The 24110-nt window shown below is 57.2% G+C and carries 25 protein-coding genes and 1 other annotated feature; of the genes, 2 read left to right on the plus strand and 23 right to left on the minus strand.

Annotation, left to right across the window (positions count from 1 at the left end; translation table 11 throughout):
• Positions 1-249 precede the first annotated feature (249 nt).
• The 5 genes from PCH05_RS16840 to tsaE all read right to left on the minus strand — a co-directional run bounded on the left by PCH05_RS16840 (position 250) and on the right by tsaE (position 5559).
• Complete coding sequence (locus tag PCH05_RS16840) at positions 250-1800, minus strand: 2-isopropylmalate synthase (protein WP_127604000.1); 1551 nt, start codon at positions 1798-1800, stop codon at positions 250-252.
• Between the two features lie 220 nt (positions 1801-2020).
• Positions 2021-2299 (minus strand) — a binding site (T-box leader).
• A 413-nt stretch (positions 2300-2712) separates the two neighbouring features.
• Positions 2713-3759 carry a tRNA (adenosine(37)-N6)-threonylcarbamoyltransferase complex transferase subunit TsaD gene (gene tsaD / locus PCH05_RS16845; RefSeq protein ID WP_127604002.1) on the minus strand — a complete coding sequence of 349 codons (1047 nt, stop codon included), beginning with the start codon at positions 3757-3759 and terminating at the stop codon, positions 2713-2715.
• Positions 3759-4277 (minus strand): ribosomal protein S18-alanine N-acetyltransferase, encoded by a 519-nt coding sequence (gene rimI, locus PCH05_RS16850; protein ID WP_127604004.1) that lies wholly within the window; start codon positions 4275-4277, stop codon positions 3759-3761. Before rimI ends, tsaD begins: the two co-directional genes overlap by 1 nt.
• 20 nt (positions 4278-4297) lie before the next feature.
• Positions 4298-5068, minus strand: a complete 771-nt coding sequence (gene tsaB / locus PCH05_RS16855) for a tRNA (adenosine(37)-N6)-threonylcarbamoyltransferase complex dimerization subunit type 1 TsaB (RefSeq protein ID WP_127604006.1) — start codon at positions 5066-5068, stop codon at positions 4298-4300.
• Positions 5065-5559 (minus strand): tRNA (adenosine(37)-N6)-threonylcarbamoyltransferase complex ATPase subunit type 1 TsaE, encoded by a 495-nt coding sequence (tsaE, locus tag PCH05_RS16860; RefSeq protein ID WP_127604008.1) that lies wholly within the window; start codon positions 5557-5559, stop codon positions 5065-5067. Before tsaE ends, tsaB begins: the two co-directional genes overlap by 4 nt.
• Before the next feature lie 264 nt (positions 5560-5823).
• Between tsaE and PCH05_RS16865 the strand changes: the two genes are divergently transcribed.
• Positions 5824-6582, plus strand: a complete 759-nt coding sequence (locus tag PCH05_RS16865; protein ID WP_127604010.1) for an alpha/beta fold hydrolase — start codon at positions 5824-5826, stop codon at positions 6580-6582.
• Here the strand turns inward: PCH05_RS16865 and PCH05_RS16870 are convergent.
• The 18 genes from PCH05_RS16870 to PCH05_RS16950 all read right to left on the minus strand — a co-directional run bounded on the left by PCH05_RS16870 (position 6533) and on the right by PCH05_RS16950 (position 23262).
• The gene (locus tag PCH05_RS16870) at positions 6533-7507 is read right to left on the minus strand and encodes a helix-turn-helix transcriptional regulator (RefSeq protein WP_127604012.1); all 975 of its coding nucleotides are present in this window, start codon (positions 7505-7507) and stop codon (positions 6533-6535) included. The two genes, PCH05_RS16865 and PCH05_RS16870, sit on opposite strands and share 50 nt — an antisense overlap.
• Positions 7508-7530: 23 nt before the next feature.
• Positions 7531-8364, minus strand: coding sequence for a DUF2785 domain-containing protein (locus PCH05_RS16875; protein ID WP_127604014.1), 834 nt, complete (start codon positions 8362-8364; stop codon positions 7531-7533).
• On the minus strand, positions 8361-8996 hold the full coding sequence (locus PCH05_RS16880; RefSeq protein WP_127604016.1) for a hypothetical protein: 636 nt from the start codon (positions 8994-8996) through the stop codon (positions 8361-8363). Before PCH05_RS16880 ends, PCH05_RS16875 begins: the two co-directional genes overlap by 4 nt.
• A gap of 213 nt (positions 8997-9209) precedes the next feature.
• Complete coding sequence (locus PCH05_RS16885) at positions 9210-10286, minus strand: LLM class flavin-dependent oxidoreductase (RefSeq protein ID WP_127604018.1); 1077 nt, start codon at positions 10284-10286, stop codon at positions 9210-9212.
• A gap of 87 nt (positions 10287-10373) precedes the next feature.
• Positions 10374-11693, minus strand: a complete 1320-nt coding sequence (locus PCH05_RS16890) for an LLM class flavin-dependent oxidoreductase (RefSeq protein ID WP_127604020.1) — start codon at positions 11691-11693, stop codon at positions 10374-10376.
• 167 nt (positions 11694-11860) lie between these two features.
• Positions 11861-12016 carry a hypothetical protein gene (locus PCH05_RS27330; RefSeq protein ID WP_164766684.1) on the minus strand — a complete coding sequence of 52 codons (156 nt, stop codon included), beginning with the start codon at positions 12014-12016 and terminating at the stop codon, positions 11861-11863.
• Positions 12013-12585, minus strand: a complete 573-nt coding sequence (ssuE, locus tag PCH05_RS16895; RefSeq protein WP_127604022.1) for an NADPH-dependent FMN reductase — start codon at positions 12583-12585, stop codon at positions 12013-12015. Before ssuE ends, PCH05_RS27330 begins: the two co-directional genes overlap by 4 nt.
• 11 nt (positions 12586-12596) lie before the next feature.
• The gene (locus PCH05_RS16900; RefSeq protein ID WP_127604024.1) at positions 12597-13817 is read right to left on the minus strand and encodes a M20 metallopeptidase family protein; all 1221 of its coding nucleotides are present in this window, start codon (positions 13815-13817) and stop codon (positions 12597-12599) included.
• Positions 13818-13828: 11 nt separating this feature from the next.
• The gene (locus PCH05_RS16905; protein WP_127604026.1) at positions 13829-15166 is read right to left on the minus strand and encodes an LLM class flavin-dependent oxidoreductase; all 1338 of its coding nucleotides are present in this window, start codon (positions 15164-15166) and stop codon (positions 13829-13831) included.
• Positions 15167-15223: 57 nt separating this feature from the next.
• Complete coding sequence (locus tag PCH05_RS16910; RefSeq protein ID WP_127604028.1) at positions 15224-15703, minus strand: DinB family protein; 480 nt, start codon at positions 15701-15703, stop codon at positions 15224-15226.
• Positions 15704-16873: an N-methyl-L-tryptophan oxidase gene (solA, locus tag PCH05_RS16915; protein ID WP_371860559.1), complete on the minus strand. Its 1170-nt coding sequence runs from the start codon at positions 16871-16873 to the stop codon at positions 15704-15706.
• 5 nt (positions 16874-16878) lie between these two features.
• A complete protein-coding gene (locus tag PCH05_RS16920; protein WP_127604032.1) occupies positions 16879-18060 on the minus strand; it encodes an amidohydrolase in 1182 nt (393 codons plus the stop codon).
• Positions 18061-18108: 48 nt separating this feature from the next.
• Positions 18109-19125, minus strand: coding sequence for an LLM class flavin-dependent oxidoreductase (locus PCH05_RS16925; protein WP_127604034.1), 1017 nt, complete (start codon positions 19123-19125; stop codon positions 18109-18111).
• Between the two features lie 11 nt (positions 19126-19136).
• Complete coding sequence (locus PCH05_RS16930) at positions 19137-19889, minus strand: amino acid ABC transporter ATP-binding protein (protein ID WP_127604036.1); 753 nt, start codon at positions 19887-19889, stop codon at positions 19137-19139.
• The gene (locus PCH05_RS16935; protein ID WP_127604038.1) at positions 19886-20596 is read right to left on the minus strand and encodes an amino acid ABC transporter permease; all 711 of its coding nucleotides are present in this window, start codon (positions 20594-20596) and stop codon (positions 19886-19888) included. The genes PCH05_RS16930 and PCH05_RS16935 overlap by 4 nt, the downstream gene beginning before the upstream one ends.
• Positions 20593-21378 carry an amino acid ABC transporter permease gene (locus tag PCH05_RS16940; protein WP_127604040.1) on the minus strand — a complete coding sequence of 262 codons (786 nt, stop codon included), beginning with the start codon at positions 21376-21378 and terminating at the stop codon, positions 20593-20595. Before PCH05_RS16940 ends, PCH05_RS16935 begins: the two co-directional genes overlap by 4 nt.
• Positions 21379-21420: 42 nt before the next feature.
• Positions 21421-22257 (minus strand): transporter substrate-binding domain-containing protein, encoded by an 837-nt coding sequence (locus tag PCH05_RS16945; protein WP_127604042.1) that lies wholly within the window; start codon positions 22255-22257, stop codon positions 21421-21423.
• Between the two features lie 126 nt (positions 22258-22383).
• The gene (locus PCH05_RS16950; RefSeq protein WP_127604044.1) at positions 22384-23262 is read right to left on the minus strand and encodes a LysR family transcriptional regulator; all 879 of its coding nucleotides are present in this window, start codon (positions 23260-23262) and stop codon (positions 22384-22386) included.
• Positions 23263-23507: 245 nt separating this feature from the next.
• Between PCH05_RS16950 and PCH05_RS16955 the strand changes: the two genes are divergently transcribed.
• Positions 23508-24050, plus strand: a complete 543-nt coding sequence (locus PCH05_RS16955) for a GNAT family N-acetyltransferase (protein WP_127604046.1) — start codon at positions 23508-23510, stop codon at positions 24048-24050.
• Positions 24051-24110 lie beyond the last annotated feature (60 nt).

The following is a 24110-nucleotide window of genomic DNA, read 5'->3' on the forward strand; positions in this document are numbered from 1 at the left end:
AATTTATCCACATTATCCACAGTTTTTGCTTTATGAAAATGAAAGCAATATCCCCGTTTTCAAAACCCTTATAAACCAACGGTTTTCGCTTTAAACACCCATTTGTACACAAATTTCATTGAATATGTGGATAACCTTGTCCACAACTCGACAAAAATATTGTCGAATGCTGCAAAAAAAGCCCGTTACTTCGGATGAAGTGACGGGCTTGAAAAGGCTGCCGTTTAGGCGACAGCCTCATTATCTATGTCATTTCACCTGCAGCGGCTGCTCCTCATCCTCTGCTGACAACACCGCGCTGTTGCAGGCCGCTACATAGGCCAGGCCGGCTGCCATAACGATATCATGATGAACGGCCGTGCCCCGGTACGTTTTCCCTTTCCGTTCAACGCTGACCGCCGCTTCCGCATGGGCATCCTCTCCTCCGCTCAAGGAATGAAGCTCCAGGTCACCGAACGTGATCTCGGCATCGATTCCTTGGCTGATGGCAGCGATGACGGCTTCCAGCGGTCCATTGCCCATGCTCGAGTGAGAGGTCTCGCGGTTCTCATGAAGGTGGCGCAGGGTTACCGCCGCCACCCGGTTCGCGGCGCTGCCCGCCACAACCTGAACATCGCCCAGCTCGTAAACCTGCGCCGGTTTGCCCAGCGAATGACTCACCATCTGCAGCAGCTGATTGTCACTGACGACCTTCAGTTGATCGGCCGCTTCCTTGAACACATGGTAGAAACGGTCCAGCTCCTCTCCCTGAATCTCGATTCCGTAGCGGGCCAAACGGTCACGGAGCGCATGGCGCCCGGAGTGTTTGCCGAGAATGATCATGCTGCGCGGAATGCCCATCTTATCCGGATTCATAATCTCATAAGTGCTGCGATCCTTCAGCAAGCCGTCCTGATGGATGCCGGATTCATGCTGGAAGGCGTTGCGGCCGACGATCGGCTTGTTGTACGCCATCGGAAAATGCATCGCTCCGCTGATTAACCGCGAGGTTTCATACAGCTTGTCGATGGCGATACCCGTCGTATATCCCAGCGTGTCACCACGCGTTTCAAGCGCCATTACCAGCTCCTCCAGCGCGGCATTGCCAGTTCTCTCGCCGATGCCGTTGATCGTCACTTCAACCTGGGTAGCCCCGTTTTGAATCGCCGCCAGGCTGTTGGCTACCGCCAAGCCCAGATCATTATGGCAATGGGCGCTGTACTGGACGGTTTGGCCTCCCCGGGCTTCGTCGCGGACGCGGCGGAACATTTCGCCGTATTCCTGGGGCAGCGCGTATCCGACCGTATCCGGCAGATTGATGATGGAAGCTCCTTCCTCGATCGCAACCTCCACCATCTCGATCAAGTCCTCGATCCGCGTACGCGTCGCATCCATTGCCGTAAACTCTACCACATCGGAGAATTGTCTGGCGTATGCCGTCATCTCCCGGGCCAGGGCTACCGCTTCCTTCCGTGTTTTGCGCATTTGATGCTGCAGATGAATGTCCGACGAAGAAATGAAAAGATGGATCCGCCGCCGCGCCGCATCCTGGGTCGCTTTCACGGCTGCTTCAATGTCTCCCTTTACGGCGCGGGCAAAGCCGCAGATTTCCACCTGCTGAAAGCGGCATGAAATTTCCTGAACGGCGGCGAATTCCCCGGGGCTTGAAATCGGAAATCCCGGCTCGATGACATCTACGCCCAGTTCAATCAATTTGGCCGCCAGATGGATTTTCTGCTCCGGCTTCACGCTGGCGCCGGGCGCCTGCTCTCCGTCACGCAGCGTCGTATCAAAAATATGGATTCTTTTGTTATCGGTCATGGGTTGATATCCTCCCTATATGGATCTTTTTTATAAAACGTCATGTCTTCATCTATTCATCCAACAAGCATTTTAACTTTCAAAATTACCTAACTGAATCTCTTTCAGAAAACCGCACGTCGACTTGCGGCTTCCATGATCCACCCACTGCTGCCGGCAGCAAGGCCGCATGCTGTTTGCATTCCCGCATGCATGCCAAAAAGCCCGCCATCTCTTGTAATCAAGAGACGACGGGCGAAACACCCTCCGCGGTACCACTCTTCTTGGCATGTGCAGTCGATTCCGAAACTGAACATGCCCTCCTCGTTCTCCGCATCGCTTTAACTTCGATCCGGAGGTTCCCTGTAACGGGGGTCAGCCGTTTGCGGTGTACGTCCTGCATCGTTTCCACCGCTCCGCTTCCGGGCGAGATTCAAAGGATTCCGCCGCTGCGTCGCACCAACCCGCAGCTCTCTGACGTGCCGGATTTCCTTTTACTGCTCCCGTTCATCGCGTTTACATCTATTCAAGTCAGGTCTTATTTCTGGATGCAAAAAAGCCTGCCATCTCTTGTAATCAAGAGACGACAGGCTGTTCACCTTCGCGGTACCACTCTTGTTGCTTCCCTGCTTCCGGCAATCGGAATCCGGGAAACCCCTCGAAGCCCATTACGGCGGCTGACCGTAGCAGTATACTATCCGGCGTGCACGACCGGCCCGGATCTCAAGATCCGGCATTTCCACTGCTCCGCTCCCAGGCGAGTTGCAGGTTCCTTCGACTGCGTTGCACCATCCCGCAGTTCTCTAATCCCGGACGCCTACTGCTCCTGTTCATAGCGTTTCACATATCCATTTGGAATTTGAACTGATTATAAAGTTTAACCCAAAAGCTGTCAATAGGCTATATCCAAAATGTATCCAAGTCGGCGTTGATTTATGCCTGGACCGACCATTCTTCCAGAGAAAATTGCGGCATGGCCTTCATATCCAGAGACGTAAACTTGCGTTCCTTCCACTTCAGGTAAGCCGCGGCACCGATCATGGCCGCATTATCCGTACAGTATCCGAAAGGCGGGATGATGAGCTCGATCCCTTGCTCCCGGCACTGCCGTTCCAGCTCACCGCGCAGCCCGCGGTTGGCAGCCACGCCTCCGCAGAGCAGCAGCTGCTTGGCATCGTAAGCCTTGACCGCACGAATCGCCTTGGTCACGAGCACTTCCACGACCGATTCCTGGAATCCGCGGGCAATGGCACCCTCCATCGGTGGCTCGCCGCGCATTTTGCGCTGGTTGACGACATTCAGGACGGCCGATTTCAGGCCGCTGAAGCTGAAGTCGTACGAATCGGGCTCCAGCCATACGCGCGGCAGCTCGATCGCTTCCTCCGCTTCCAGCGCCAGACGGTCCACATGCGGTCCGCCCGGATAAGGGAAGCCGATCGCGCGCGCAACCTTATCGTAGGCTTCGCCAACGGCATCGTCGCGGGTACGGCCGATCACTTCAAAGCTGCCTTCGGACTTCATGTATACCAGCTCGGTGTGTCCTCCGGAAACGACCAATGCCATGCAAGGGTACTCCAGATGCGCTACCAGACGGTTCGCATAAATATGCCCCGCAATATGATGGGTGCCGATCAGCGGCTTGTTCAGCGCCATCGCGAGGCTGGTGGCGGCGACCACGCCGACCAGCAGGGCGCCGACCAGACCGGGCCCTTGCGTAACGGCGACAGCTGTAATATCCTGCAGGCCGATCCCCGCCTTCTTCACGGCTTCCTCGAGCATCAGCGTAATGTTCTCCACATGCTTGCGCGATGCCACCTCGGGCACCACGCCGCCGAAAGCTTTATGCGTTTCGATCTGGCTCGCGATCAGGTTGCTGAGGACCACGTTGCCGTCCTTCACGACCGCAACCGAAGTCTCATCGCAGCTTGTCTCCACCGCCAATATATACACAGGTTTATGTTCATTAAGAAATTCACTCATCAGTACGCTTCGCTTCCTTCCCCACTGCCGTACGCGCTCCCGCGCTCCGGCAGATCCGCCCACATGATCATGGCATCCTCCTGGTTATCTGAATAATAACCTTTGCGGAGACCGGCAGGCTTAAATCCCAATTTACGATACAAATTTTGCGCTACATCATTCGACACCCTTACCTCGAGCGTCATCCGCTGCATCCCCAGCTGAGCGGCCGTTTGCATCAGCTCGCGCAGGAGAAGCTCTCCCCACTTCCGCCCACGGTATGCCTGAAGAACAGCAATGTTGGTCACATGCGCTTCGTCAATGACCGTCCACATGCCCGCATAGCCGATCGGCTGACCCAGATACTGCATGATCATGTACCGGGCAAAATGGTTCTGGGTAAGCTCATTGCGAAAAGCCTCCTCCGTCCATGGAAGCGTGAAGGCCTCATGCTCAATTACCATCACATCCGGGATATCTTCAAGCGCCATTTGGCGGAAGGTCAATCCTTCATTGCTCGGGTATAGCTCCTGCTCCATGACTTTATGACAGACTCCCTTCAAGGCTTCCGCAGAAGCTTCTCGGCTTCTGCCAGCTGCGTATAGTTCGGCACCAGGCGGTGCACGTCATCTTTCTCGCCCTGCATCAGGCGCTCTGCTCCAAGCCGGCCTACCGGCTCGCCTTCCATATCGCTCATGAGGATATGCAGACGGTCGCCAAGCAGGGGACGTAGGCGTTCAGCCGCGGCATCGTGATTGCTGTTATCGCCGATAAACCATACACCTTCCGGCTGCTGTTCTGCAGGCGTTTCCTTCAGCAGATGTTCAACCTCCTCCACCCAAGGATCCATCAGACGGATGGCATCCTCTTTCACGCGGACAGGCATGCCGTTTCCTGTGGCCCGGAACAGCGACGTATACGCCTGGCCTCTTCGGGCATCCATCAAAGGAATGATCCAGTTCTCCCCTGCGCCCGGATCGGAGGCGTTCATCAGTCCGCTCCATCCAAAGGCATGCAGACTCGATATTCCGGCAACCGGAATGTTCCACGCCCAGGCCAGCGTCTTGGCTGCCGTGACGGCAATCCGGGTTCCCGTATACGATCCGGGGCCGATGCCTACGGCAATGCCATCCACATCGCTTGATGCTAGGCCGGCTTCTGCAAGCCCCTTTTGTACCAGCGGAAGCAGATGAACCGAATGATTACGCTCCCCGGCGGCTTTGATCGTGTGCAGCACTCTGCCATTTTCCATGACGGCCAGGGCCAGGCATGCAGTGGACGTATCCAACGCCAAAAACCGCTTAAGCGGCTGTGATTGTGGTTGATTCATTCTGTAAAGACTCCATTCTGTTTCAGACTTCTGCACCATTCTTCATAGGGCTCACCGAAGCCCTGCACCGTAATTTTCCGCTCGGTTTCCCCGGCCGTCTCGATGTAGAGATGCAGATGCAGCTTCGGCAGCAGCTCCTCCACGATTTGCGACCATTCCACGAGGCTGACACCACTGCCGTAAAAATATTCGTCCAGACCCAGGTCCTCCGCCTCTTCCAGCGACACCCGGTACACATCCATATGATAAAAAGGCAGACGCCCCTCATATTCCTTGATAATGGTAAACGTAGGGCTGTTGACGATCCCCTTCACGCCCAGATGCTTGGCAAAGAACTGCGAAAAGGCCGTTTTCCCCGCTCCCAAATCGCCGTCCAGACCGATGACGGTACCCGGTACAGCCGCGTTTGCAAGCCAGGCTGCCAGCGTTTCGGTATCCTCTTGACGCCGGGAAATATACACAAACGGTTCCCCGTTCTGATGTTGTTCCAATTCCTTGACCCACCTTCAGTATCAATTCCATGTCATAACTTGTCCTTAATTATATCGGTCCGCCCCCGCTCCCGCAAGGATGGACGCAGGGATTTCCTCATTCTGCCGGGGATCCCATTTCACTATTGCTCTTGTCTTTTGACTGCGGAAATTCCGTTTTCACTGACCGATTCTGTCAGGAAAGGTACCGTACAATAAGCCTGACAGCTTTTCTGCTCAGAATTCTATGGCATCTCACAGCCTATTAGGGAGGACTAATCGACAATGAAAACATCACAAGCGCAAGAACAAACCGGTTTTGTATTCATTCACGGAGCCGGCTTGGACAGTACCATTTGGAAACGGGTAGCGATTCAATTGGAAGCCCCCTGCCTGTTAATCGACTTTCCCCATCGTCAGGAGAAATCAGCATCAAGAAAGCAGCTCTCCCTGGAGGATTATACCGAACATTTATCAGCACAAATCAATGGATGGGAAGTCAAGCGCTTCTTCCTGGTCGCCCACTCCATCGGCGGCGTGCCCGCCCTGAGGATCGCTTCGAAGCACAAGGCTCAGCTCGCCGGTTTCGTGGCGGTAGGAGCAGTCATTCCCGCAGAGGGGGAATCCTTTATGTCCGTGTTCCCGCCTGCGCGGCGGATCCTGATGGGGATGATGATGCGCGTGTTCGGAACCCGTCCGCCCGAAGCCGTGATTCGGCAGGGCCTCTGCAGCGACCTTCCCCCGGAGCAGTGTGATGATATTGTGAGACGGTTTACTCCGGAGTCCCTGCGGCTCTATAGCGAACCTGTGGCCGCCCGCATCCCGTCAGAACTTCCTTCGATGTACGTAAAGCTTCAGCAGGACAAGGAGGTCAGTCCAACGCTCCAGGACCGGATGATCCGCAATCTCCGTGCCGACCATACCGCCTTGCTGGATTCCGGGCATTTGCCCATGCTGAGCCGGCCCGATGAACTCCGTACGGTTCTTCATGAATTTATGAACTCGAACCTTGGCGGAAATAATCGGCCAGCTCCGAAGCCATAACGGCAAGATGCTCGTTAAGACCTGCCGGTTCATGAATGCGGAGTGACTGTCCATAAGACAGGAGGAGCTTTGCAACAAAGGTATACAAGGCTTCATGCTCCACTTCGAAAACGGCTTCTTGCGTTAATTTCCGGATAAGCAGTGTCTGCATGTACCAATGATTGCACAGCTCTTCCAATGCCCAGCTTTCGGCCTGGATGCGAAGCGTAACCGGATTCGGATTTTCAACGGCAGTATCCTTGAGCCCATTCAGAAAAAACGCTTTGGTTGAAAAAGAGTCCGGGCGTTCAAAATACTCCCCCGTCGCCTCAGCGGATTGAATGCGGTCCACCCGAAAGCTTCGGATCCCGCTGCGAGTATGGCAAAAAGCAACCATGTACCATTTTTCCTGCCAATAAACGATCCCGTAGGGATCGACGCAGCGAGATGAATCCGGCTGTTCGCCGTTTTTGCAATAATGGATCCTTAACGTGATCCTCTCCGCGCTCGCCTCCTCCAGCTTCTCCATAATTTCCTCGCCAGAGAAACCGTTTACGGAGCGCAGCACTTCCATCCCTCTTTCATACTCCTGCAGCTTCTCCAGCATCGCAGGGCGGGTAAAACGTTTCAGTTTACGGATGGCCTGCTCCAGCTTGTCCCCGAACGGATAGCCGCTCTCCCTGGCCAAGGCAGCTGCATGAACCAAGGCCCGCTGCTCATCCGCATCAAAAAACAAAGGATCTTCTGCAAGCGGCTGGAGAAGGCTGAATCCCCCATGATGTCCGGCTTCCGATATGACAGGCACGCCGCTCGCGCACAGCGCGTCGATATGCCGGTACACCGTACGCACGTGAATTTCCAGACGCTCCGCAATTTCCGTAGCCGTGATTTTCCTGCCCTGCTTCAGCATCCACAGAATGGCCAGCATATTATCCGCCTTGGTCATCGGCGCTTTCCCTCCTCACTACATCAGTATCGATTCCGCTGGTTCAGCTGCTCTAAAATAAAAGGGGTACATTTCCGTGTATCCTGCTCTTTCAGCATTTCAAAATACAAGCTGCGCAGAAAATGCTTCGTGTTCGCCCGCAGCGTCTCGTTCTCGTGCATAGACCCGTTCAGGGGCATATCGGCTATGCTCCGGACCCAATCCAGCAGCATGTCGTCATCGATCAGATGGCGTTTCCATAAGGATACCGCAGCATTCACAAGCCGTTCATCCTCGTCGTTGATATACAGATAGCTGCCGGTGCAGATACAATCGCGAATGGCAGCCAGCATATCATGAAGGTCCTGGCGATTCATCGCCTCTAATCGGGCCAGAGACTCGAGTCCGTCTGCCGCGTGCGCAGCCGCATGGGCCCAGCCCTTCCCCTCGACGTATCCTCTCAAGTCCTTTTCCAGCGCAAGGTACCGGATGAGCTTCTCCTTCATTCCTCTGATTTCGGCTTCCGTTAGAAACGGATGTCTGCCATGCTTGTACAGGGCGACCGGAATGATCAGCGCGGAAAAAGTACGGGTAAATACGGAATCGGTCCCGCGCTCTCCTATTTTATAAAAGAGATGCTGATCATCCAGCGCCTCTGCTGCAATCTCTCGCATCATATCCGCCGAAATCCGGTCATGCTCTGTCCATCGGCATAGCGAACCGTAAATCAAATGGTCTCTCAGCTCGGCATCCGTACTTCCTATGTATTTCATCATAACCGGAACCAGCTCGCTCAGCAGCATGCCGCGAGGTTCGTTCCCTTCGCGATCCTGCTCCAAACGCAGCAGCTCATGTTTCAGATGTATCTCCGTCTTCATTTAAGTCCTTCCTCTCGCATGTTGGAACCCACATGATAGGGTTTATCCTCCCACTGCTGGGAGCTCAGCACCTCTCCATCTGCAGACATAGCCTGCAGCGTGTATCCGGCTCCGGACAGCTCATGTTCAAACCAATACCAGATCCGCATATCCGCTCCCGCATGGAATATTTCAGCAGGCTTCGTGTCCCCCGTCTTGACGTCCGTGATCGTAACTGCAGCTATCTCCGGATTCAGGACAGCCCCGAAAAACACCGGAAAAGGGGTCCCGCGCTCTCCCGGAATCCGCTGCACGGACCATGCCGCATCCAGCCTCTCCTGCTCATCCATCCCTTCCACGGTTTCCGTCAGCGTATGTCCGCCGCCCGTGACCCATTTCCACCCGATAAAATCCTTTTTCACGTAATCTGCGGAAACAACAGGCTTCGGATCTTTGGGATGAATGTAACGGAGATAAAAAATGACCTCCCCTTCGTCCGTTTGTTGTTCTCGGATAACGTCGATTGGCTCATCCAGATTTCGTGCCTGTTCAATCGCTTGAACCGGTGTTCTGTACGTACCATCAACCCAGAATATGTAAAAGCATGCCGCTAATGCGGCAGCTAAGATGAAGGACCACATCATTTTCGCCATAACCCTGCCCCTGTCATCGGAAGAATATTATTCTTTTATTACTATTTATTGTAACTTAATGGCCTCAAGAGTCATAGAGCCGCTGTTGGCCGTTTCCATGACAAAAAAACTAAAAAACCTCCCCTCGGCATCGCTTCATGCCTTGGCGGGCATTATGGCGCTAGCCGATATGGAGGTTATGACTTTCGTTTTTCTCCCAATCTATCGTTGCCGTTAGAATTGAACAACCGTTTCCGCTTCGTCACAAACAGGCGGCTGTTCCCATACCGTGCTGGGAATCTCCCGCTTAAGTACGGGCAGCACCTCTTCGGCGAAGTGCTGCAGCTGCTCCTCCTGCTCCGATTCGGTCAGTCCGTCGACGCTGATGCTCAGTACCTGATGTCCGAATGCTTCATGATAATTTAAAATCTTCTCGATCACCTTCTCCGGACTGCCGATAAGAGCCGGACCGTTGTCGACCATGTCCTCCAGGCTGACGAACGGCGACTGGTTATGCTTCGAGGATTCCGTCGCGCTGAACGCGGTATAGTACGGCCGATAGCGGCGGATCGCCTCCTCGGTCGTCTTGCCGAGGTATAGGCTGCCCGAGCCTGCCCCGACGACAGCGCGCGCCGGATCATGCCCGTAATAGGCAAGCCGCTCGCGGTAGTGATCGATGAGCGCTTTGTATTTGGCCTGCGGATGGAAGGAATTCGAGGAGAAAATGGGCTCGCCGAACTGTGCGGCCAGCTCCGTCGAAAGCGTGCTGGACGCGCTGCCGTGCCACACCGGGATCGATTTCTGATACGGCCGCGGGTACGTCGTCACTTGATCCAGCGGTGGACGGTACCGGCCTTCCCAGGTTACGTTCTCCTCCGTCCACAGCCTTTTCAGCAGCCGGTAGCGCTCTGCCATCGATTCCCACTGCTGCTCCTCCGTAATGCCGAATAGCGGATAATGCCGAGGGTCATTGCCTTTCCCGATGATCATTTCCAGCCGCCCTCCGGCGAGGTGGTCCAGCGTGGCATAGTCCTCGGCGACGCGCACCGGATCAAGCACGCTCAGTACCGTGACCGTGGTCAGCAGGCGGATGCGCGACGTTTGGGCGGCGATGGCCGTCAATACGACCGGCGGCGAAGAGGATAGAAACGGCGCGCCGTGTCGCTCTCCAACGCCGTAAGCGTCAAAGCCCAGCTTCTCCGCCAGGACGGCCTGGCGGATGACGTTCCGGAATTTTTGCTGCGCCGTCAAGGATTCGCCGGTAACGGCATTGGGGATATTCATCATCAAACTGAATAATGCGACCTTCATGTTCAAGAGCCTCCTTAAATCCGAATCGGATGTGATGCTTACGTTGAGGGCAGAGCGTCCCCCCAGGTGTCTTTAGCATTATCCTTGTTAAGCCTGCTTCGCATAGCGGTTAGCTGGAACCGGAATCCCCAGGTTCCCGCGCAGCGTGTCAGCTTCATACTCCTCCCGGAACAAACCGCGCTCGCGGAGTATAGGCACGACCAAATCCACGAAATCCTCCAGTCCTCCCGGCACGCCGGCCCCGACGATAAACCCGTCGGCCGCTTCCTCTTCGAACCATTGCTGCACAACATCCGCCACCTGCTCCGCCGTGCCGATGAAGCTCGTTCTCGGCGTCGCTTCCCGCAGGGCTACCTGCCGCAGCGTCAGCTCCTGCTCCTTAGCCTGCTTTTTAATCCGGTCCGTTGTGCTGCGGAAGCTGTTGGAGCCGAAATCGCCGAGATCGGGAAAAGGCTCATCGAGCGGATACTGCGAAAAATCATGATGTTCAAAATATCTGCCGAGGTACTCCAGCGCCTTATCGGGAGTGACCAGCTCGGCGATTTCTTGGTATTTGCGCTCCGCATCCTCCGGCGTTTCGCCGACGATCGGGCCGATACCCGGCAGGATTAATATTTCCTCCGGCAAACGGCCCGCCGCGGCCGCACGCTGCTTCACGTCCTTGTAGAAAGCCTTGGCCTCCTCGATGGAATCCGGTCCCGTAAAGACCGCGTCGGCGGTTTTGGCCGCCAGGTTGCGCCCGCTGTCCGACGATCCCGCTTGGAATATGACAGGCTGCCCCTGGCGAGATCTCGCAATGTTCAGCGGCCCCTGCACGGAAAAATATTCACCCTCATGATTCAGGCGGTGAAGCTTGGAGGGATCAAAGAACGTCCCGCTCTCCTTGTCACGGATAAACGCGCCATCCTCCCAGGAGTCCCACAGTCCCTTGGCAACCTCCAGGTACTCCTCGGCGATGCGGTACCTTTCGGAGTGAGCGGGATGCGGCTTTCCTCCGAAGTTCAGCGCCGTTCCTTCGAGCGGGGAGGTGACGACATTCCATCCCGCCCGTCCGCCGCTGATATGATCGATGGAGGCGAACTGCCTCGCCACGGTGAACGGTTCGCTGTAGGAAGTCGAGAGCGTGCCGACAAGGCCGATGCGCGAGGTTACGGCACCGAGTGCCGACAAGATGGTGACAGGCTCAAACCGGTTCAAGAAATGCGGTATCGATTTATCATTGATGTACAGGCCGTCGGCGACGAAGACGAAATCGAACTTGCCCTCCTCCGCCTTTTGCGCCTGACGGGTATAAAAATCAAGGCTGACGCTTGCGTCCGACTGAATGTTCGGATGCTGCCACGCGGTATGGCTGCTCCCCACCCCGTGGATGGATGCTCCCAATCTTATCTTTCTTTTGTTCCTCATGTTCCACTCCACCTTTGCTTGAATTTGGGTATGTATCCGACGTTCCAGCTCCCCAACTTTTATATTTCCAATGTGTATAGTCGGAATTATATTGTGCTTACTCTATCATCAACGTTCGCTCCTCCACAAGACCATATCAAGAACTTCTATTTCCGCTTCGTCAAACTCTATCGGTTGCCTCCATTTCCGCCGTTTCGCCGCTGCTTCTCACCACCGGACAGCACAAAAAACCGCGACCGGGTGCGATCGTGGTTTTTGTCTTTGCTCGAGTAAGCCGGATCAACCGAATGCAGCCTCAAGGCAGGCAGCCGGGCTTCTTTCAAACCGCTTGCTCCTGCCTGCTTCGACCGGATGCGGCGGCATAATGATCAAGCTCTTGGATCAGCTCAGCAATGGAGGCATCCAGCCGCTCTGCAAGCTGCTCGCTCAAGTCATATCCCCCATGCTCCGTACGGGTGATCCAGCCGTCCACTGCAAACACGCCTCCAAGGATGTTCGTACCCCCAAGCGCAGACACGACGGGCTTCAGCGCATAATCAACAGCCAGCAAATGAGCGATCGTGCCGCCGATGAAGAGCGGCAGAATCACTTTGCCCTGGAAGCCTTTTTGCGGCACAAGGTCCAGAATCGTCTTCAGCGCACCCGAATAAGAGGCCTTAAACACGGGACTGGCGATAATGACGGCGTCCGCCTGCTCCACGGAGGCCAGTGCCTGCTGAATAGCGGGGCTGCCGAAGTCCGCGCGGAGCAAATCCTCGGCCGGAAGATCGGCCGCCGAGACCAAGTCGACATCATAACCCGCCAGCGCCAGCCGGTCCGTAGCATATTGGACCAAACCGAATAACCGTGATCCATTCGCAGGACTCCCTGCAATCAATGCGATTTTTGTCATCTTCATCCTCCTTAGGGTTGAACGGCTAATTTCGCCAGAATACGTGCGCCTTGCACGAGAATGCTCTCATCCAGATCGAATCGTGGCTGGTGGATGGCGTGCGTGATTCCCTTGGCGGCATTGCCGCAGCCGATAAAGGCAAACGCGCCCGGAACCTGATCCAAATACCAACCGAAATCCTCTCCCGCCAGGCTTGGCGAGGACAGCTTCACAACCTGCTGCTCGCCCAGGATCTCCGAAGCCGCGGCGATGACGCGGGAGACGGCCGCCGCATCGTTCCTGACGGCCATGCCTTCGCGCAGCTCCATCTCGAAGCTGCCCCCGGCTGCGTCCGCGATGGACGCGGCCATCCGCCGCAAGCCGTCCGTTATGGCGTCCACCGTCTCTTTGGCGAATGCCCTGAACGTGCCCGTCAGTTCGCTGTGCGCAGCAATGACGTTGATGGCGGCGCCCGCCTGCAGCGTGCCGAAAGCCAGTACGGCCGCCTCGGCCGGATCCACCCGGTTGGCCATCAGGCCATTCGCTTCGACGACGAATTTCGCCGCCATTTGAAGGGCATCTACCGCGCGGTGCGGTGCGCTGTGATGCCCGGGCGTCCCGGCGAACCGGATTTTGAAATGGCTGGATGCCGCCATGGCTTCATGCTCATGGATGCCGAGCATTCCTGCCGGAAGCTCGGGCATCACATGCAGCGCGAAGCAGCGGTCAACGCCTTCCAGAACGCCCGCATCGATCATGTCGCGTCCGCCCGAGAGAAGGCGGCCGTCAAGCGGGCTTGGGGCTGCGCCTTCCTCCGCCGGCTGGAATACGAAGCGGACCGTGCCGCGGATGCGTCCGCGAAATCGCGCCAATGTCCTGGCGGCTCCGAGCAGCATCGCGGTATGCGCGTCATGCCCGCAAGCATGCATGACGCCCTCGTGCAGCGACCGGTAAGGGACGTCGTTCTCTTCCCGGATCGGAAGGGCGTCCATATCGGCGCGAAGCAGAATCGTCGGTCCGGCGCCCGCTTCGCCGCGCAGTGTTCCGGTCACGCCTTTTCCGAAATGGGGGCCGACGCTCCGCTCGACGTCGATGCCCCAGGTTTCAAGCAAATCAGCTACCACACCTGCCGTGCGGGATACGCCGTAAAGCAGCTCCGGATGCCGATGCAGATCGCGCCGGATGGCGATCAGCTCATCCTTCAGGGTTCCGGCATACGCCAGCATATCATCTGCGAAATCGATCGTGCTCATCTCCGGACCGGTCAGGAGCGCACGGCTTCCGCTTTGGCTTTTGCATACCGGTTCTCCGGTACTTGCAGACCCAAATTGCCCCGGAGCGTATCGCTTTCGTATTCGGTTCGGAACAATCCGCGCTCCTGCAGGATCGGCACGACTTGGTCCACGAACTCCTCAAGCCCGTGCGGAACGGCGGCCGTAATCATGAATCCGTCGGCAGCGCCGGCCTCGAACCATTCCTGGACGCGGTCCGCCACCTGCTCCGCCGTTCCGATGAAATTTCCGCGCGGTGTCGCGGATTGGAGCGCCACCTGTCTGAGCGTAAGCCCTTTTTCCTTGGCATCCCGTTTGATTTTATCCGTGCCGCTTTGAAAGCTGTTTTTGCCCAAGTCCCCCAGCTCCGGAAACGGCTCATCCAGCGGGTATTGCGAAAAGTCATGATGCTCGAAGAACCTTCCCAGGTAATTGAGCGCGTTCTCGATCGTCACGAGGCTCGCGACCTCCTGGTACTTGCGCTCCGCCTCCTCCGCCGTGCGTCCGATGATCGGACTGATGCCCGGGAAGATCAGAACATCGTCCGGATTTCGGCCGAAGCCCGCGGCGCGGGCCTTGACGTCCTGCGCAAATTTCAGCGCTTCCTCCAGATTCTCTGCCCCCGCAAAGATGGCGTCTGCTTCCTTGGCCGCGTAATTTTTGCCTACCTCGGACGCCCCGGCCTGGAAGATGACCGGTCCGCCTTGTTTGGAACGGGCGATGTTCAGCGGCCCCTTGACCGAGAAGAACTCGCCTTCATGGTTCAACGCATGCATTTTGTCCCGGTCGAAGAAAACGCCCGTCTCCTTGTTCCTTACGAACGCGTCGTCCTCCCATGAATCCCACAAGCCGCGCGTGACTTCCAGATACTCCGTCGCGATCCGGTAGCGCTTATCGTGATCCGGATGCTCCTTTTTGCCGTAATTGAGCGCGGAGCCCTCCAGCGGAGACGTCACAACGTTCCAGCCGGCGCGGCCCCCGCTGATGACGTCGAGCGATCCGAACTGGCGGGCCACCGTGAACGGCTCGCTGTACGAAGTCGACAGCGTGCCGACAAGGCCGATGTTTTGGCTGACGGCGGCAAGCGCGCTCAGGATGGTGATCGGCTCGAAGCGGTTCAGGAAATGCGGAATCGACTTTTCGTTGATATATAAGCCGTCCGCGATGAAGATCAGGTCCAGCTTGCCTTCCTCCGCCTTGCGGACCCAGCTTTTGTACAGCTCGAAATTGACGCTCGCGCCCGGATCCGTATCCGGATGCCGCCAAAGAGACGTTCCGCCTCCGACGCCGTGCAGAAGAGCTCCCAGCTTCAACCGTTTTTGCTTTGCCATGTTTTCATCCTCCTCAAGCGGATTTGTCCGTAATATAAGCTGGAGCGCCCGTGCTCCTTAAGCCTCTTTCAACGCCAGTGCGGCCGACTGCTTCACCCGTTCGATTTGTCCGAGATGGTGGTGTACATGCCGGATAAACCCTTGAACGATGCTTCTGACGCTGACCGTCTCACCCTTGAAATTCACGCCGGTTTTATCGAGCTCTTCCTCGCTCAACCGGCCGATGAGCAGGCTGTTGTATTCCAGAATGGCATGGAAGGCATCGAGAATATCGGATATCCTGCCCTCGTTCGAGCGCTGGCCGCTGACCCATGCATCCTGCTGAAAGGCGGGAAGCTGAGCCGAGGTCCCGGCCAGGATATCGCGAATACGGAACGACACGACGATGCTGTGGTCCGCCAGATGGGAGATCACTTCCTGAACGCTCCAGGCGATCGGGGACGGTTTCCATTTGACCTGTTTGTCGCTAAGTCCCTGTACCGCCAGCAGCAGCTGGCCGTGTGTATTCACAAAGGCTTCCAAATCGATCTCGCTCATTCAATCTCCTCCTTGTGCGAAGCTTGGCGCAGGCGCAGCCTGCGATGCGAAGCGGCTGAGCGCGAACGGCCGGATATCCTGCCCCGGCGGTTCGTCCATGACCAGCCTCGTGCAGATTTCGCCAATGACGCTCGCGAATTTGAAGCCATGGCCCGAAAATCCTCCGGCCACGACGATATGCGGATAATGGGGATGCCGGTCGATAATGAAATCCTCATCCGGCGTGAGCTCGTATTTGCAGGCTTTACCTTGAAGCAGGCGGCCGCAGGCATCCGGCATGTAGCGGCCGAGCGCCTCGCGCAGGCCCGCCTCGTCCTCTGGCAGGCTGCCGAACGGCAGAAAGGGCTCCCCAGGCTTCCAATCCTGCCCGGTATCATGGCGGCCGATTTTGAGCCCTGCCCCGCCGATGTCCGGGAAGCCGTAATAGGCGCCTATCCCGTCATGCAGCGTAAACCCGGGAAAGCGGCCTGCCCGGAATTCGGCGGAACCGGTCTCGAACCATCCGACCGTCTTGCGGACGGCTCTTACCGGAAGCGTGATGAACGGCGACAGCGTGCCGAACCAGGCGCCCGCCGTCAGGATCAGCCTAGCGCTATGGTATTTGCCTTTTCGGGTATGAACGACGACGCTGTTTCTAAGGGCGGTAATGCCGCATACGGCGGTGTGCGTCAGCAGCTCGGCGCCATAGGCCAGCGCCAGCCTTTTGTATGCGTGGACGCAGGCTTCGCTCTGCAGATACCCCGCCGCGGGCTCATACATGGCTTCGAAGTGTTCAGGGAGCCGGAGGCCTTTCCAGCGTTTGCCGATCTCGGCCGCGTCCAGCTTCTCCGCATGCACGCCGTGCCTTGCGGCTTCTTCGATCCGATCCGTAAAGGAATGGAGCGCGGGATCGGCGATATTCAGGACCCCGGATTGGACCAGCAGCTGCTCTTCCGCCTGCTGCTCCAGCTCGTTCCACAGCTCATGGGCCCGGACCGCCATGTCCGTATACGTCGGATGCCCGCTGTAGGCATGCCGGATCAGCCGCGGCTCGCCATGATGGCTCCCTTCCCCGTGCGGCGGATCGAAGGCATCGATCAACAGTGTGCGCATCCCCTGCCAGGCCAGCTGGCAGCCGGCGCTCATGCCCATGGAGCCCGCTCCGACAATGATGACGTCATAGCTCTGGATCGATGCTATGGCTGCTCACCTCCGCCGGAAGCCAGCTGCTTCAAGGCGATGTCCGCCAGCTCCGTCCAAAAGCGGATACTGGCCGGAATGGCCGCTTCGTCCAGCGTAAAGGCCGGATGATGCCATTCCTGGGTGCCCGCCGTCCCCATAAAGACGAAGAGACCGGGAATTTCCCGCTGGTACACGGCAAAATCCTCTCCCGCCGGGGATGGGACGGGCACCACCGCCTCAAGTCCGGCTGCCGCGGCCGCTTCCAGACCAAGCTGCGCAAGCGCCTCGTCATTGATTACCGGAGGCGGACCCTCGATCCAGCGCACGCCGCCGCTCGTACCGAGCGCCGACGTAACACCGTCGACCACCTGGCTGAAGCGCTCCAACACCTGCGCCCGTACCTGCTCGTCGAACGTGCGGATCGTCCCTTCCAGCACGGCCTTCTCGGGGATGACGTTCCACGCCGTGCCGCTGTGGAGCTGGGTCACGCTGATGACCGCGCTTTGCAGCGCGCTCACGTTCCGGCTGACGATCGACTGCAGCGCCGTAATGATGTGGGCCGCGGTGACGATCGGGTCGAGACCGGCCTCCGGAACGGCCGCATGGGAGCCTTTGCCGTCCACTTCGACGACGAAGCCGTCGGCTGCGGCCATCAGCGGACCGCTTTTGATGCCGATCGTGCCCACCGGCAGATCAGGCTTGTTGTGCAGGCCGAAAATTGCCTGCACCCCGTCAAGCACGCCGCTGTCCAGAACCTGCCTCGCGCCCTTCGCCTTTTCTTCGGCAGGCTGGAATACGAACCTGACCGTGCCCTGAAGCTCGCTTTCCCGCTCTTTCAAGGCGTAAGCGGCTCCAAGCAGAGAGGCCGTATGGAAATCATGCCCGCAGGCATGCATCTTGCCGGGAATGCGGGATGCGTACGATAGTCCGGTTTCTTCCTGTACCGGCAGCGCGTCTATGTCGGCGCGGATCGCGATAACGGGCCCGGGACGGACCCCGCCGACCTCGGCGATTACACCGGTCGCAAGTCCGGCCTCCACTATGCGTATTCCCGCTTCCGCAAGCCAGCCGCGGATGGCCTTTGTCGTTTCGAACTCCTCATTCGAAAGCTCAGGATACTGATGCAAATGGCGGCGGATCTGAACGAATTTCTCAAAGCCGGTGTGGGACACGGACTCCAGTGGATGGCCAGTCATCACATCATCCTCCTCAATCGTTTATAAGTTCTTGGACCCATCCTATCTTTATACTTCCGCCACCGTTTCGGCCAGCGCCTCGCTCAGCAGCTCGAACGAACGCAGCCGTTTTTCAAATGGCGCGATGTTGCTCGTGATTATGAATTCCTCCACGCCGGCCGCCTGCGAAAGCGCCTCAAGCTTCGCTCGGACCGTCGATTTGCTGCCTTTCGTGACGTAAGGCTCCTGCTCCTCGATCGTGTAAGGCTCCCCTGCCTGGCGGCCGAATTCCTCGGCCTGCTCGCGTGTACCGAGCGTGAGCGTCTTGCCGCTCACGAGGTGAATCTTCACCAGCTTTTGCGGCTGGAGAAGACCCTCCGCTTCCTCGTCCGTGTCCGCCACAGCTAGCGCCAGCGCGATGATCGCCTGCGGCTGCCCTCCGCGCTCGGCGTTGAAGTGGCTGCGATAGCTGCGGATCGCCTCCAGCGCCGCCGCCTCGTCACCGTTGATGAACAGGGAGAACACGTAAGGCAGACCCAGCTCCGCCGCAAGGATCGCGCTGCCGGCGCTGGCCCCCAGCACGTGGATTTCCGGCGGCGTTTCCGGCAGCGGGGCGGCCTTCAGCCCGATCAGAGGATGGTCCTGCGCCAAACGGTCGTGCACGTAGCCGTCCAGCTCGGCGATTTTGTCCGTCAGCGAGGCCGGATCCGAATTTCCGCGCTGCAGCGCCTGCGTGCTGCGGGGCAGCCCGCCCGGCGCGCGGCCGATGCCGAGATCGACGCGTCCCGGCGCAAGCGACGCCAGCACGTTGAAGTTCTCCGCCACTTTGTACGGGCTGTAATGCTGGAGCATCACGCCGCCCGATCCGATCCGGATCGTCTTCGTTTTGGCCAGCAGGTAGGAGATTAGCACCTCCGGCGAAGAGCCTGCCAGCTGCTCGGAATCATGATGCTCCGATACCCAGAAGCGCCGGAATCCGAGCTCCTCCGAGGCTTGCGCCAGCTGCACGGTATGCGCCAAAGCCTCTGCGGCCGTTTCCCCGGGGTAGATTGGACTCTGGTCCAGAACGCTGATTGTTATACTCATGCCATTCCCTCCTAAATGCTGTAGTTGTATTCCGGGGTAATCCGCTTCAGGAACTGCCGGGTCCGCTCTTCCCGCGGGTTCTGGAACAGCTCCGCCGGCGTGCCCTCTTCCACGATGACGCCGTCATCCATGAAGACCACGCGGCTTGCAACATCCCTCGCGAATCCCATCTCATGCGTGACCACGATCATCGTAATGCCTTCCTTCGCGATGTTCCGGATCACGGCGAGCACCTCGCCGACCAGCTCCGGATCCAGCGCCGAGGTCGGTTCGTCGAACAAAATCACTTCCGGCTCCATCGCCAGCGCCCGGGCGATGCCCACCCGCTGCTGCTGTCCGCCGGAGAGCTGGCTCGGATAGGCGTCCAGCTTGCTGCCGAGGCCGACCTTTTCGAGCAGCGCGACGCTTCGCGCCTTCGCCTCTTCCTTCGGCAGCTTTTTCACGACGACGAGTCCTTCCATCACGTTCTCCAGCGCCGTTTTATGCTTGAACAAGTTATACTGCTGAAACACCATCGCCGATTTCTGGCGGAGCTGATGAATGTCTTTTTTCCCGGCATGCTTGCAGTTCAGGCGGAAATCGCCGATAGCGATCTCCCCTTCGCCGGGCTTCTCCAAATAATTCACGCAGCGGAGCAGCGTCGTTTTGCCCGAGCCGCTGGGGCCCAGAATGACGACCACCTCGCCTTTTTGCACGGTCAGATCGATCTGCTTCAGCACCTGGTGGCGTCCGAATGATTTGCTGATATTCGTCAATTGAATCATGCTACTCCACCCCGATTGTAGACTTGGATTCGTTTTTCGATGGCGGCGCTGATCCGCTCGATCAAGAGCGTCAATCCCCAGAAAATGACCGCGGCCGCCAAATAAGCCTCAAAGAATTTCCAATTGGTCGACGCCACGATCTGCGCCTTCGCGTTAATCTCCACAACGGATACGGTAAAAGCGAGCGTGGAGCCATGCAGCATGCCGATGATCGAATTGGACAGGTTCGGCACGCTGACCGCCAACGCTTGGGGAAACACGATCCGCCGCAGCGCCTGGGACGTGGTCATGCCCACCGAATACGCCGCCTCCAGCTGCCCCCGGTTCACGGCGAGCAGTCCGGAACGGATGACCTCCGACATGTAGGCGCCGGCCGTAATCGAGAAGGAAATGAACGCGAAGCCGATCATCGGGATTGATGAGGACTTGAAGCCCCACCCGAACTGCGCGGCCAAAGCGTCGAGCACCATCGGCAAGCCGAAGTATATCAGCAGCAAATGGGTAAGCATCGGCGTCCCGCGGATGAAGGTGACATATCCCGCTGCAATCGGTCCCAGTACCGGAACCCTATATATTCGCAACAGCGCCGTGATCAGGCCGATGATAAAACCGGCCGTGACGGACACGGCCGTAATGACGAGCGTGGTCGGTATGGCCGATAACAGCTGGACGAGAGCCGTCCAGATAAAGGCTGGATCGATTTTCATGCTTCCGCTCCTCCCTTGCCCGAATCCATTCCGGCGACGAGGCGCCGGAAGCCGCGTTTGCGCTGCAGCCGGAACCTCCGCTCACCGGACGGAGCCGGCTGTTCATGTCTCAGCAGACGCCGCTCCGCCTTGAGCAGCAGCTTCTCGAGCGTGAAGCTGACGGCCAGGTAAATCAGCGCAAGCGCGATATAGGCTTCGATGAAATGCTGCGTCAGCGCTCCCAGCGTTTCCGCCTTGCCCGTCATTTCCATCACGCCCAGCGTGAAGGCCAGCGACGTATCCTTCAGCAGCGCGATCACGAGGTTCGAAAATACCGGAACCGCGATGGCAAGCGCCTGAGGCAGCACGATCCGGGTGAATGCCTGCGTCCCCTTCATGCCCATGGCATAAGCTGCCTCCACTTGTCCCCGGTCCACCGCGGATACCGAGGCTCTGATCGTCTCGGACATAAAGGCACCGGTGTGAAGGCCGTATGTCAGGATCACGAACACCAGCACGGGCGCTTTGGAAATATCAATGTGCACCAGCTTCAGCATTTCCGGCAGCCCGTAATAGAACAGGAACAGCTGAATCAAGATCGGCGTTCCGCGGAAAAAGGATACGTATACCCGTGCCAGCTGGTTCAGCACCGGAATGCGGTACAGGCGGGGAAGCGCGATCAGAAACCCGACAAGGATTCCCACGAGAAGAGAACCCGCCACGATCAATAAGGTGATCCCCAGCGTCGACAGCAGCTTTGGAAAATAGCTGAATATATACGTGTAATCAAACGGCGCCCCCATAAGCGTCCTCCTTCCTGTCTTGGCTCACGGCATATGGCAGGCTTACTTTTCGGACGTGAAGTCCGATCCCAGCCACTGTTTGCTAAGCGCGGCCAGCGTGCCGTCCGCCTTCAGCTCTTTGATCGCCCCGTCGATGTCGTCGGCCAGCTTCTGCTCCTCCGGATCGTTCTTGCGGAACACGAACAGGATATCCGCCTCGGACAGATCGTCCCCGGTCGTTTTCAGCTTGCCCTGCGGGTCGATCAGCGGCAGGGAGAAGTCGGCTCCAACCGTGGCGTCGACGCGTCCGGCCGTAATCTGGCTGACCGAATCCCGGGCCGCTCCGCTTTGATAGACAATGTTAATCGCGTTATTGTTCTTCTTGTTATAGTTCTCCAGGATCTGGGCTTCGGCGCTCGTTGCGCCGGTCAGCACTTTTTTGCCCTTCAGGTCGTCCAGCGAGTGGATGGAATCATTGTCCTTCCCCACGATGATTTTGTTTCTCCAGTGGGCGTATGGCTCTTTGTTGAACAGGTATTTTTGCTCGCGCTCCGGATTTTTTTCCATCTCATGCGCGACGAAATCTATTTTCTTCGTCTCCAGACTGAGCAGGAGATTCGCGAATTCCTGGGTTTGCAGCTCGAACTCATATTGCGGCAGCCGCTTGTCGATCTCGCGCACCAGCTCTACGTCAAAGCCCGTCAGCTTGCCGTTCTCGTCGATAAAGCATACTTTCGGAAAAGCGGTCCCCGTTCCCACGACGATTTTTTTCACGTTTCCGGATGCCGCACTAGCGGTGCTCTCTTTCGTCTCGGCGGCCGATTTGCCGCTGCCTCCTCCGCATCCGGCAATCACCCCCGTAAGCAGCAGTATTGCAGCCAATGTCCATGATTTGCGCATGATCTCATCCCCTTTGATTTAAAGTTTAATAATTCCTATCTGTTTAGTATGAATTTGTTGAAAATAACTTTACCGCGATTTGCTGCACGCGTCTAATAGAGTTTTTCTATTCGGTTATGCAAATCCTTAATTCACTAATAATCCGCCGCAGTCCAGCAGCGCCTCCGCGATGTCCATATGCTCGCCGTTCAAGGTAATGAGGTTCGTCTGCAGGGCGATTCCCATCGTTTCGGTGACGTCCACGGGGACGAGCAAGCCCGCCTCCGCCTCCTGCTGCACGCAGAGTCCGGGAAGAAAACCGATACCCGCGCGGCGCAGAACAAGCTTCTTGGCTGTCTCCGAATTGTCGACTTGATACACAATGTTCGGGGGCTGCTCCAGGCTTTCGAATACGCGGTGGATCCGCATCCAATCGAGGGACCCGCATTCGAAGAAAATCAGCTTTTCATGGCGTATGTCCCGGATCGACGCGCGCCCGGCCGCTGCGAGGGGATGGTCTTTATAGACGTAGAGGCGGATGGGGTCCTCGAAAAAAGGATACGACTGGAAGGCGGGATTCATCAGCTTGCGGACAAAGGCCAGATCCAGCTCCCCCGAGGACAGCTTGGCGGCGAGCTCGTCGGTCGGAGCCGTCGTGATCTTGAACTTGATATCCTTGAACCGTTCGCTCATGCCAACAAGGAGATGCGGCATCAAGTAATTGGATACCGACACGGTGCAGCCGATTCGCAATTCCCCGAGCGTCGCCCGCTTGGAATGAAGATGGTGCTTGCCTTTTTGGTACGTCTGAAGAATTTGCTGGGCGTAGGGGAGGAACTGCTTGCCCTTCTCCGTCAGATGGATCTGCTTGCCGAAACGGTCGAACAACCGGCAGTCCAGCTCCCTCTCCAGCGACTGGATGCGCGCAGTCACCGTGGGCTGGGACAGGAAAAGCACATCCGCCGCTTTGTTGAAGCTTCCATAATGATTGATGTACACGAAGGCTTCGATATTCTCGATATTCATGGCCTTGCACCTCCAAGGGCTTATTAACTACTATTCTGATGAAATTAGACGGTTTAATGATTGCGATGTGTTTCATTCAATTTATACAGTTGGAATTTTATTGTCAATGCTTTTTTGAAAGCGGGTTTTCATCGTTTCCCATTGAAATTTTTGATATGAATATCAATATTTGTTAATTCCTATATGATTACTATGTATTTAGAGTTATACTGTGATTTATCCATTATGAAAAAGGAGTGACCGTGATGACCACAGCACATGAAGTGATAATCCGCGACGCACAGGAATGGGAGCAGGAAAACATAGCGCAGCTCATGCTGGAAGCCTACCAGCAGTATGCGTTGGATCTTCCGGAAGCACGCTGGGTGGAATACCGGGATTCGATCCGAAACTCCGCCTACGGCAGCGGTCCTCATGCCCGTTTGGTTGCCGAGATCAACGGAGAGATCGTTGGCAGCGTTCAGCTGTTCCTCTCCTCCGAGGCCGCTTACGGTAAACCGGAAATGGGCATCCAATCCCCCATTATCCGCCTGCTCGCCGTATCTCCAGCCGCCCGCGGACGCGGCATTGCCACGCTCTTGATTCGCGAAGCCGCGCGGCGTGCCGTTCATCTGGGAGCAACAACCCTCAATCTGCATACGTCGGACATGATGGCGTCGGCAGTGCAGCTGTACGAGCGCCTCGGCTTTCAGCGCGCTTACGCGACCGATACGTATAACGGCGAGACGCTCGTGAAAGGCTACCAGATCGACCTCAGCTCCCCTTCCCTGATCGAACAGGTCGTATAAAGAAAAGATGTATCTTAAACAAAAAAGGCGGCGCCGGCTTATACAGCCGGCACCGCCTTT

The sequence above is a fragment of the Paenibacillus chibensis genome (assembly GCF_004001045.1).
GTDB classification, from domain to species: Bacteria; Bacillota; Bacilli; order Paenibacillales; family Paenibacillaceae; genus Paenibacillus_AQ; species Paenibacillus_AQ chibensis.

Bases quoted from the DNA above. Each gene is read 5' to 3' on its own strand.
- PCH05_RS16840 (WP_127604000.1), bottom strand. From the start codon at position 1,800: ATGACCGATAACAAAAGAATCCATATTTTTGATACGACGCTGCGTGAC.
- tsaD (WP_127604002.1), bottom strand. From the start codon at position 3,759: ATGAGTGAATTTCTTAATGAACATAAACCTGTGTATATATTGGCGGTG.
- rimI (WP_127604004.1), bottom strand. From the start codon at position 4,277: ATGGAGCAGGAGCTATACCCGAGCAATGAAGGATTGACCTTCCGCCAA.
- tsaB (WP_127604006.1), bottom strand. From the start codon at position 5,068: ATGAATCAACCACAATCACAGCCGCTTAAGCGGTTTTTGGCGTTGGAT.
- PCH05_RS16865 (WP_127604010.1), top strand. From the start codon at position 5,824: ATGAAAACATCACAAGCGCAAGAACAAACCGGTTTTGTATTCATTCAC.
- PCH05_RS16870 (WP_127604012.1), bottom strand. From the start codon at position 7,507: ATGACCAAGGCGGATAATATGCTGGCCATTCTGTGGATGCTGAAGCAG.
- PCH05_RS16875 (WP_127604014.1), bottom strand. From the start codon at position 8,364: ATGAAGACGGAGATACATCTGAAACATGAGCTGCTGCGTTTGGAGCAG.
- PCH05_RS16880 (WP_127604016.1), bottom strand. From the start codon at position 8,996: ATGGCGAAAATGATGTGGTCCTTCATCTTAGCTGCCGCATTAGCGGCA.
- PCH05_RS16885 (WP_127604018.1), bottom strand. From the start codon at position 10,286: ATGAAGGTCGCATTATTCAGTTTGATGATGAATATCCCCAATGCCGTT.
- PCH05_RS16890 (WP_127604020.1), bottom strand. From the start codon at position 11,693: ATGAGGAACAAAAGAAAGATAAGATTGGGAGCATCCATCCACGGGGTG.
- ssuE (WP_127604022.1), bottom strand. From the start codon at position 12,585: ATGACAAAAATCGCATTGATTGCAGGGAGTCCTGCGAATGGATCACGG.
- PCH05_RS16900 (WP_127604024.1), bottom strand. From the start codon at position 13,817: ATGAGCACGATCGATTTCGCAGATGATATGCTGGCGTATGCCGGAACC.
- PCH05_RS16905 (WP_127604026.1), bottom strand. From the start codon at position 15,166: ATGGCAAAGCAAAAACGGTTGAAGCTGGGAGCTCTTCTGCACGGCGTC.
- PCH05_RS16910 (WP_127604028.1), bottom strand. From the start codon at position 15,703: ATGAGCGAGATCGATTTGGAAGCCTTTGTGAATACACACGGCCAGCTG.
- PCH05_RS16920 (WP_127604032.1), bottom strand. From the start codon at position 18,060: ATGACTGGCCATCCACTGGAGTCCGTGTCCCACACCGGCTTTGAGAAA.
- PCH05_RS16925 (WP_127604034.1), bottom strand. From the start codon at position 19,125: ATGAGTATAACAATCAGCGTTCTGGACCAGAGTCCAATCTACCCCGGG.
- PCH05_RS16930 (WP_127604036.1), bottom strand. From the start codon at position 19,889: ATGATTCAATTGACGAATATCAGCAAATCATTCGGACGCCACCAGGTG.
- PCH05_RS16935 (WP_127604038.1), bottom strand. From the start codon at position 20,596: ATGAAAATCGATCCAGCCTTTATCTGGACGGCTCTCGTCCAGCTGTTA.
- PCH05_RS16940 (WP_127604040.1), bottom strand. From the start codon at position 21,378: ATGGGGGCGCCGTTTGATTACACGTATATATTCAGCTATTTTCCAAAG.
- PCH05_RS16945 (WP_127604042.1), bottom strand. From the start codon at position 22,257: ATGCGCAAATCATGGACATTGGCTGCAATACTGCTGCTTACGGGGGTG.
- PCH05_RS16950 (WP_127604044.1), bottom strand. From the start codon at position 23,262: ATGAATATCGAGAATATCGAAGCCTTCGTGTACATCAATCATTATGGA.
- PCH05_RS16955 (WP_127604046.1), top strand. From the start codon at position 23,508: ATGACCACAGCACATGAAGTGATAATCCGCGACGCACAGGAATGGGAG.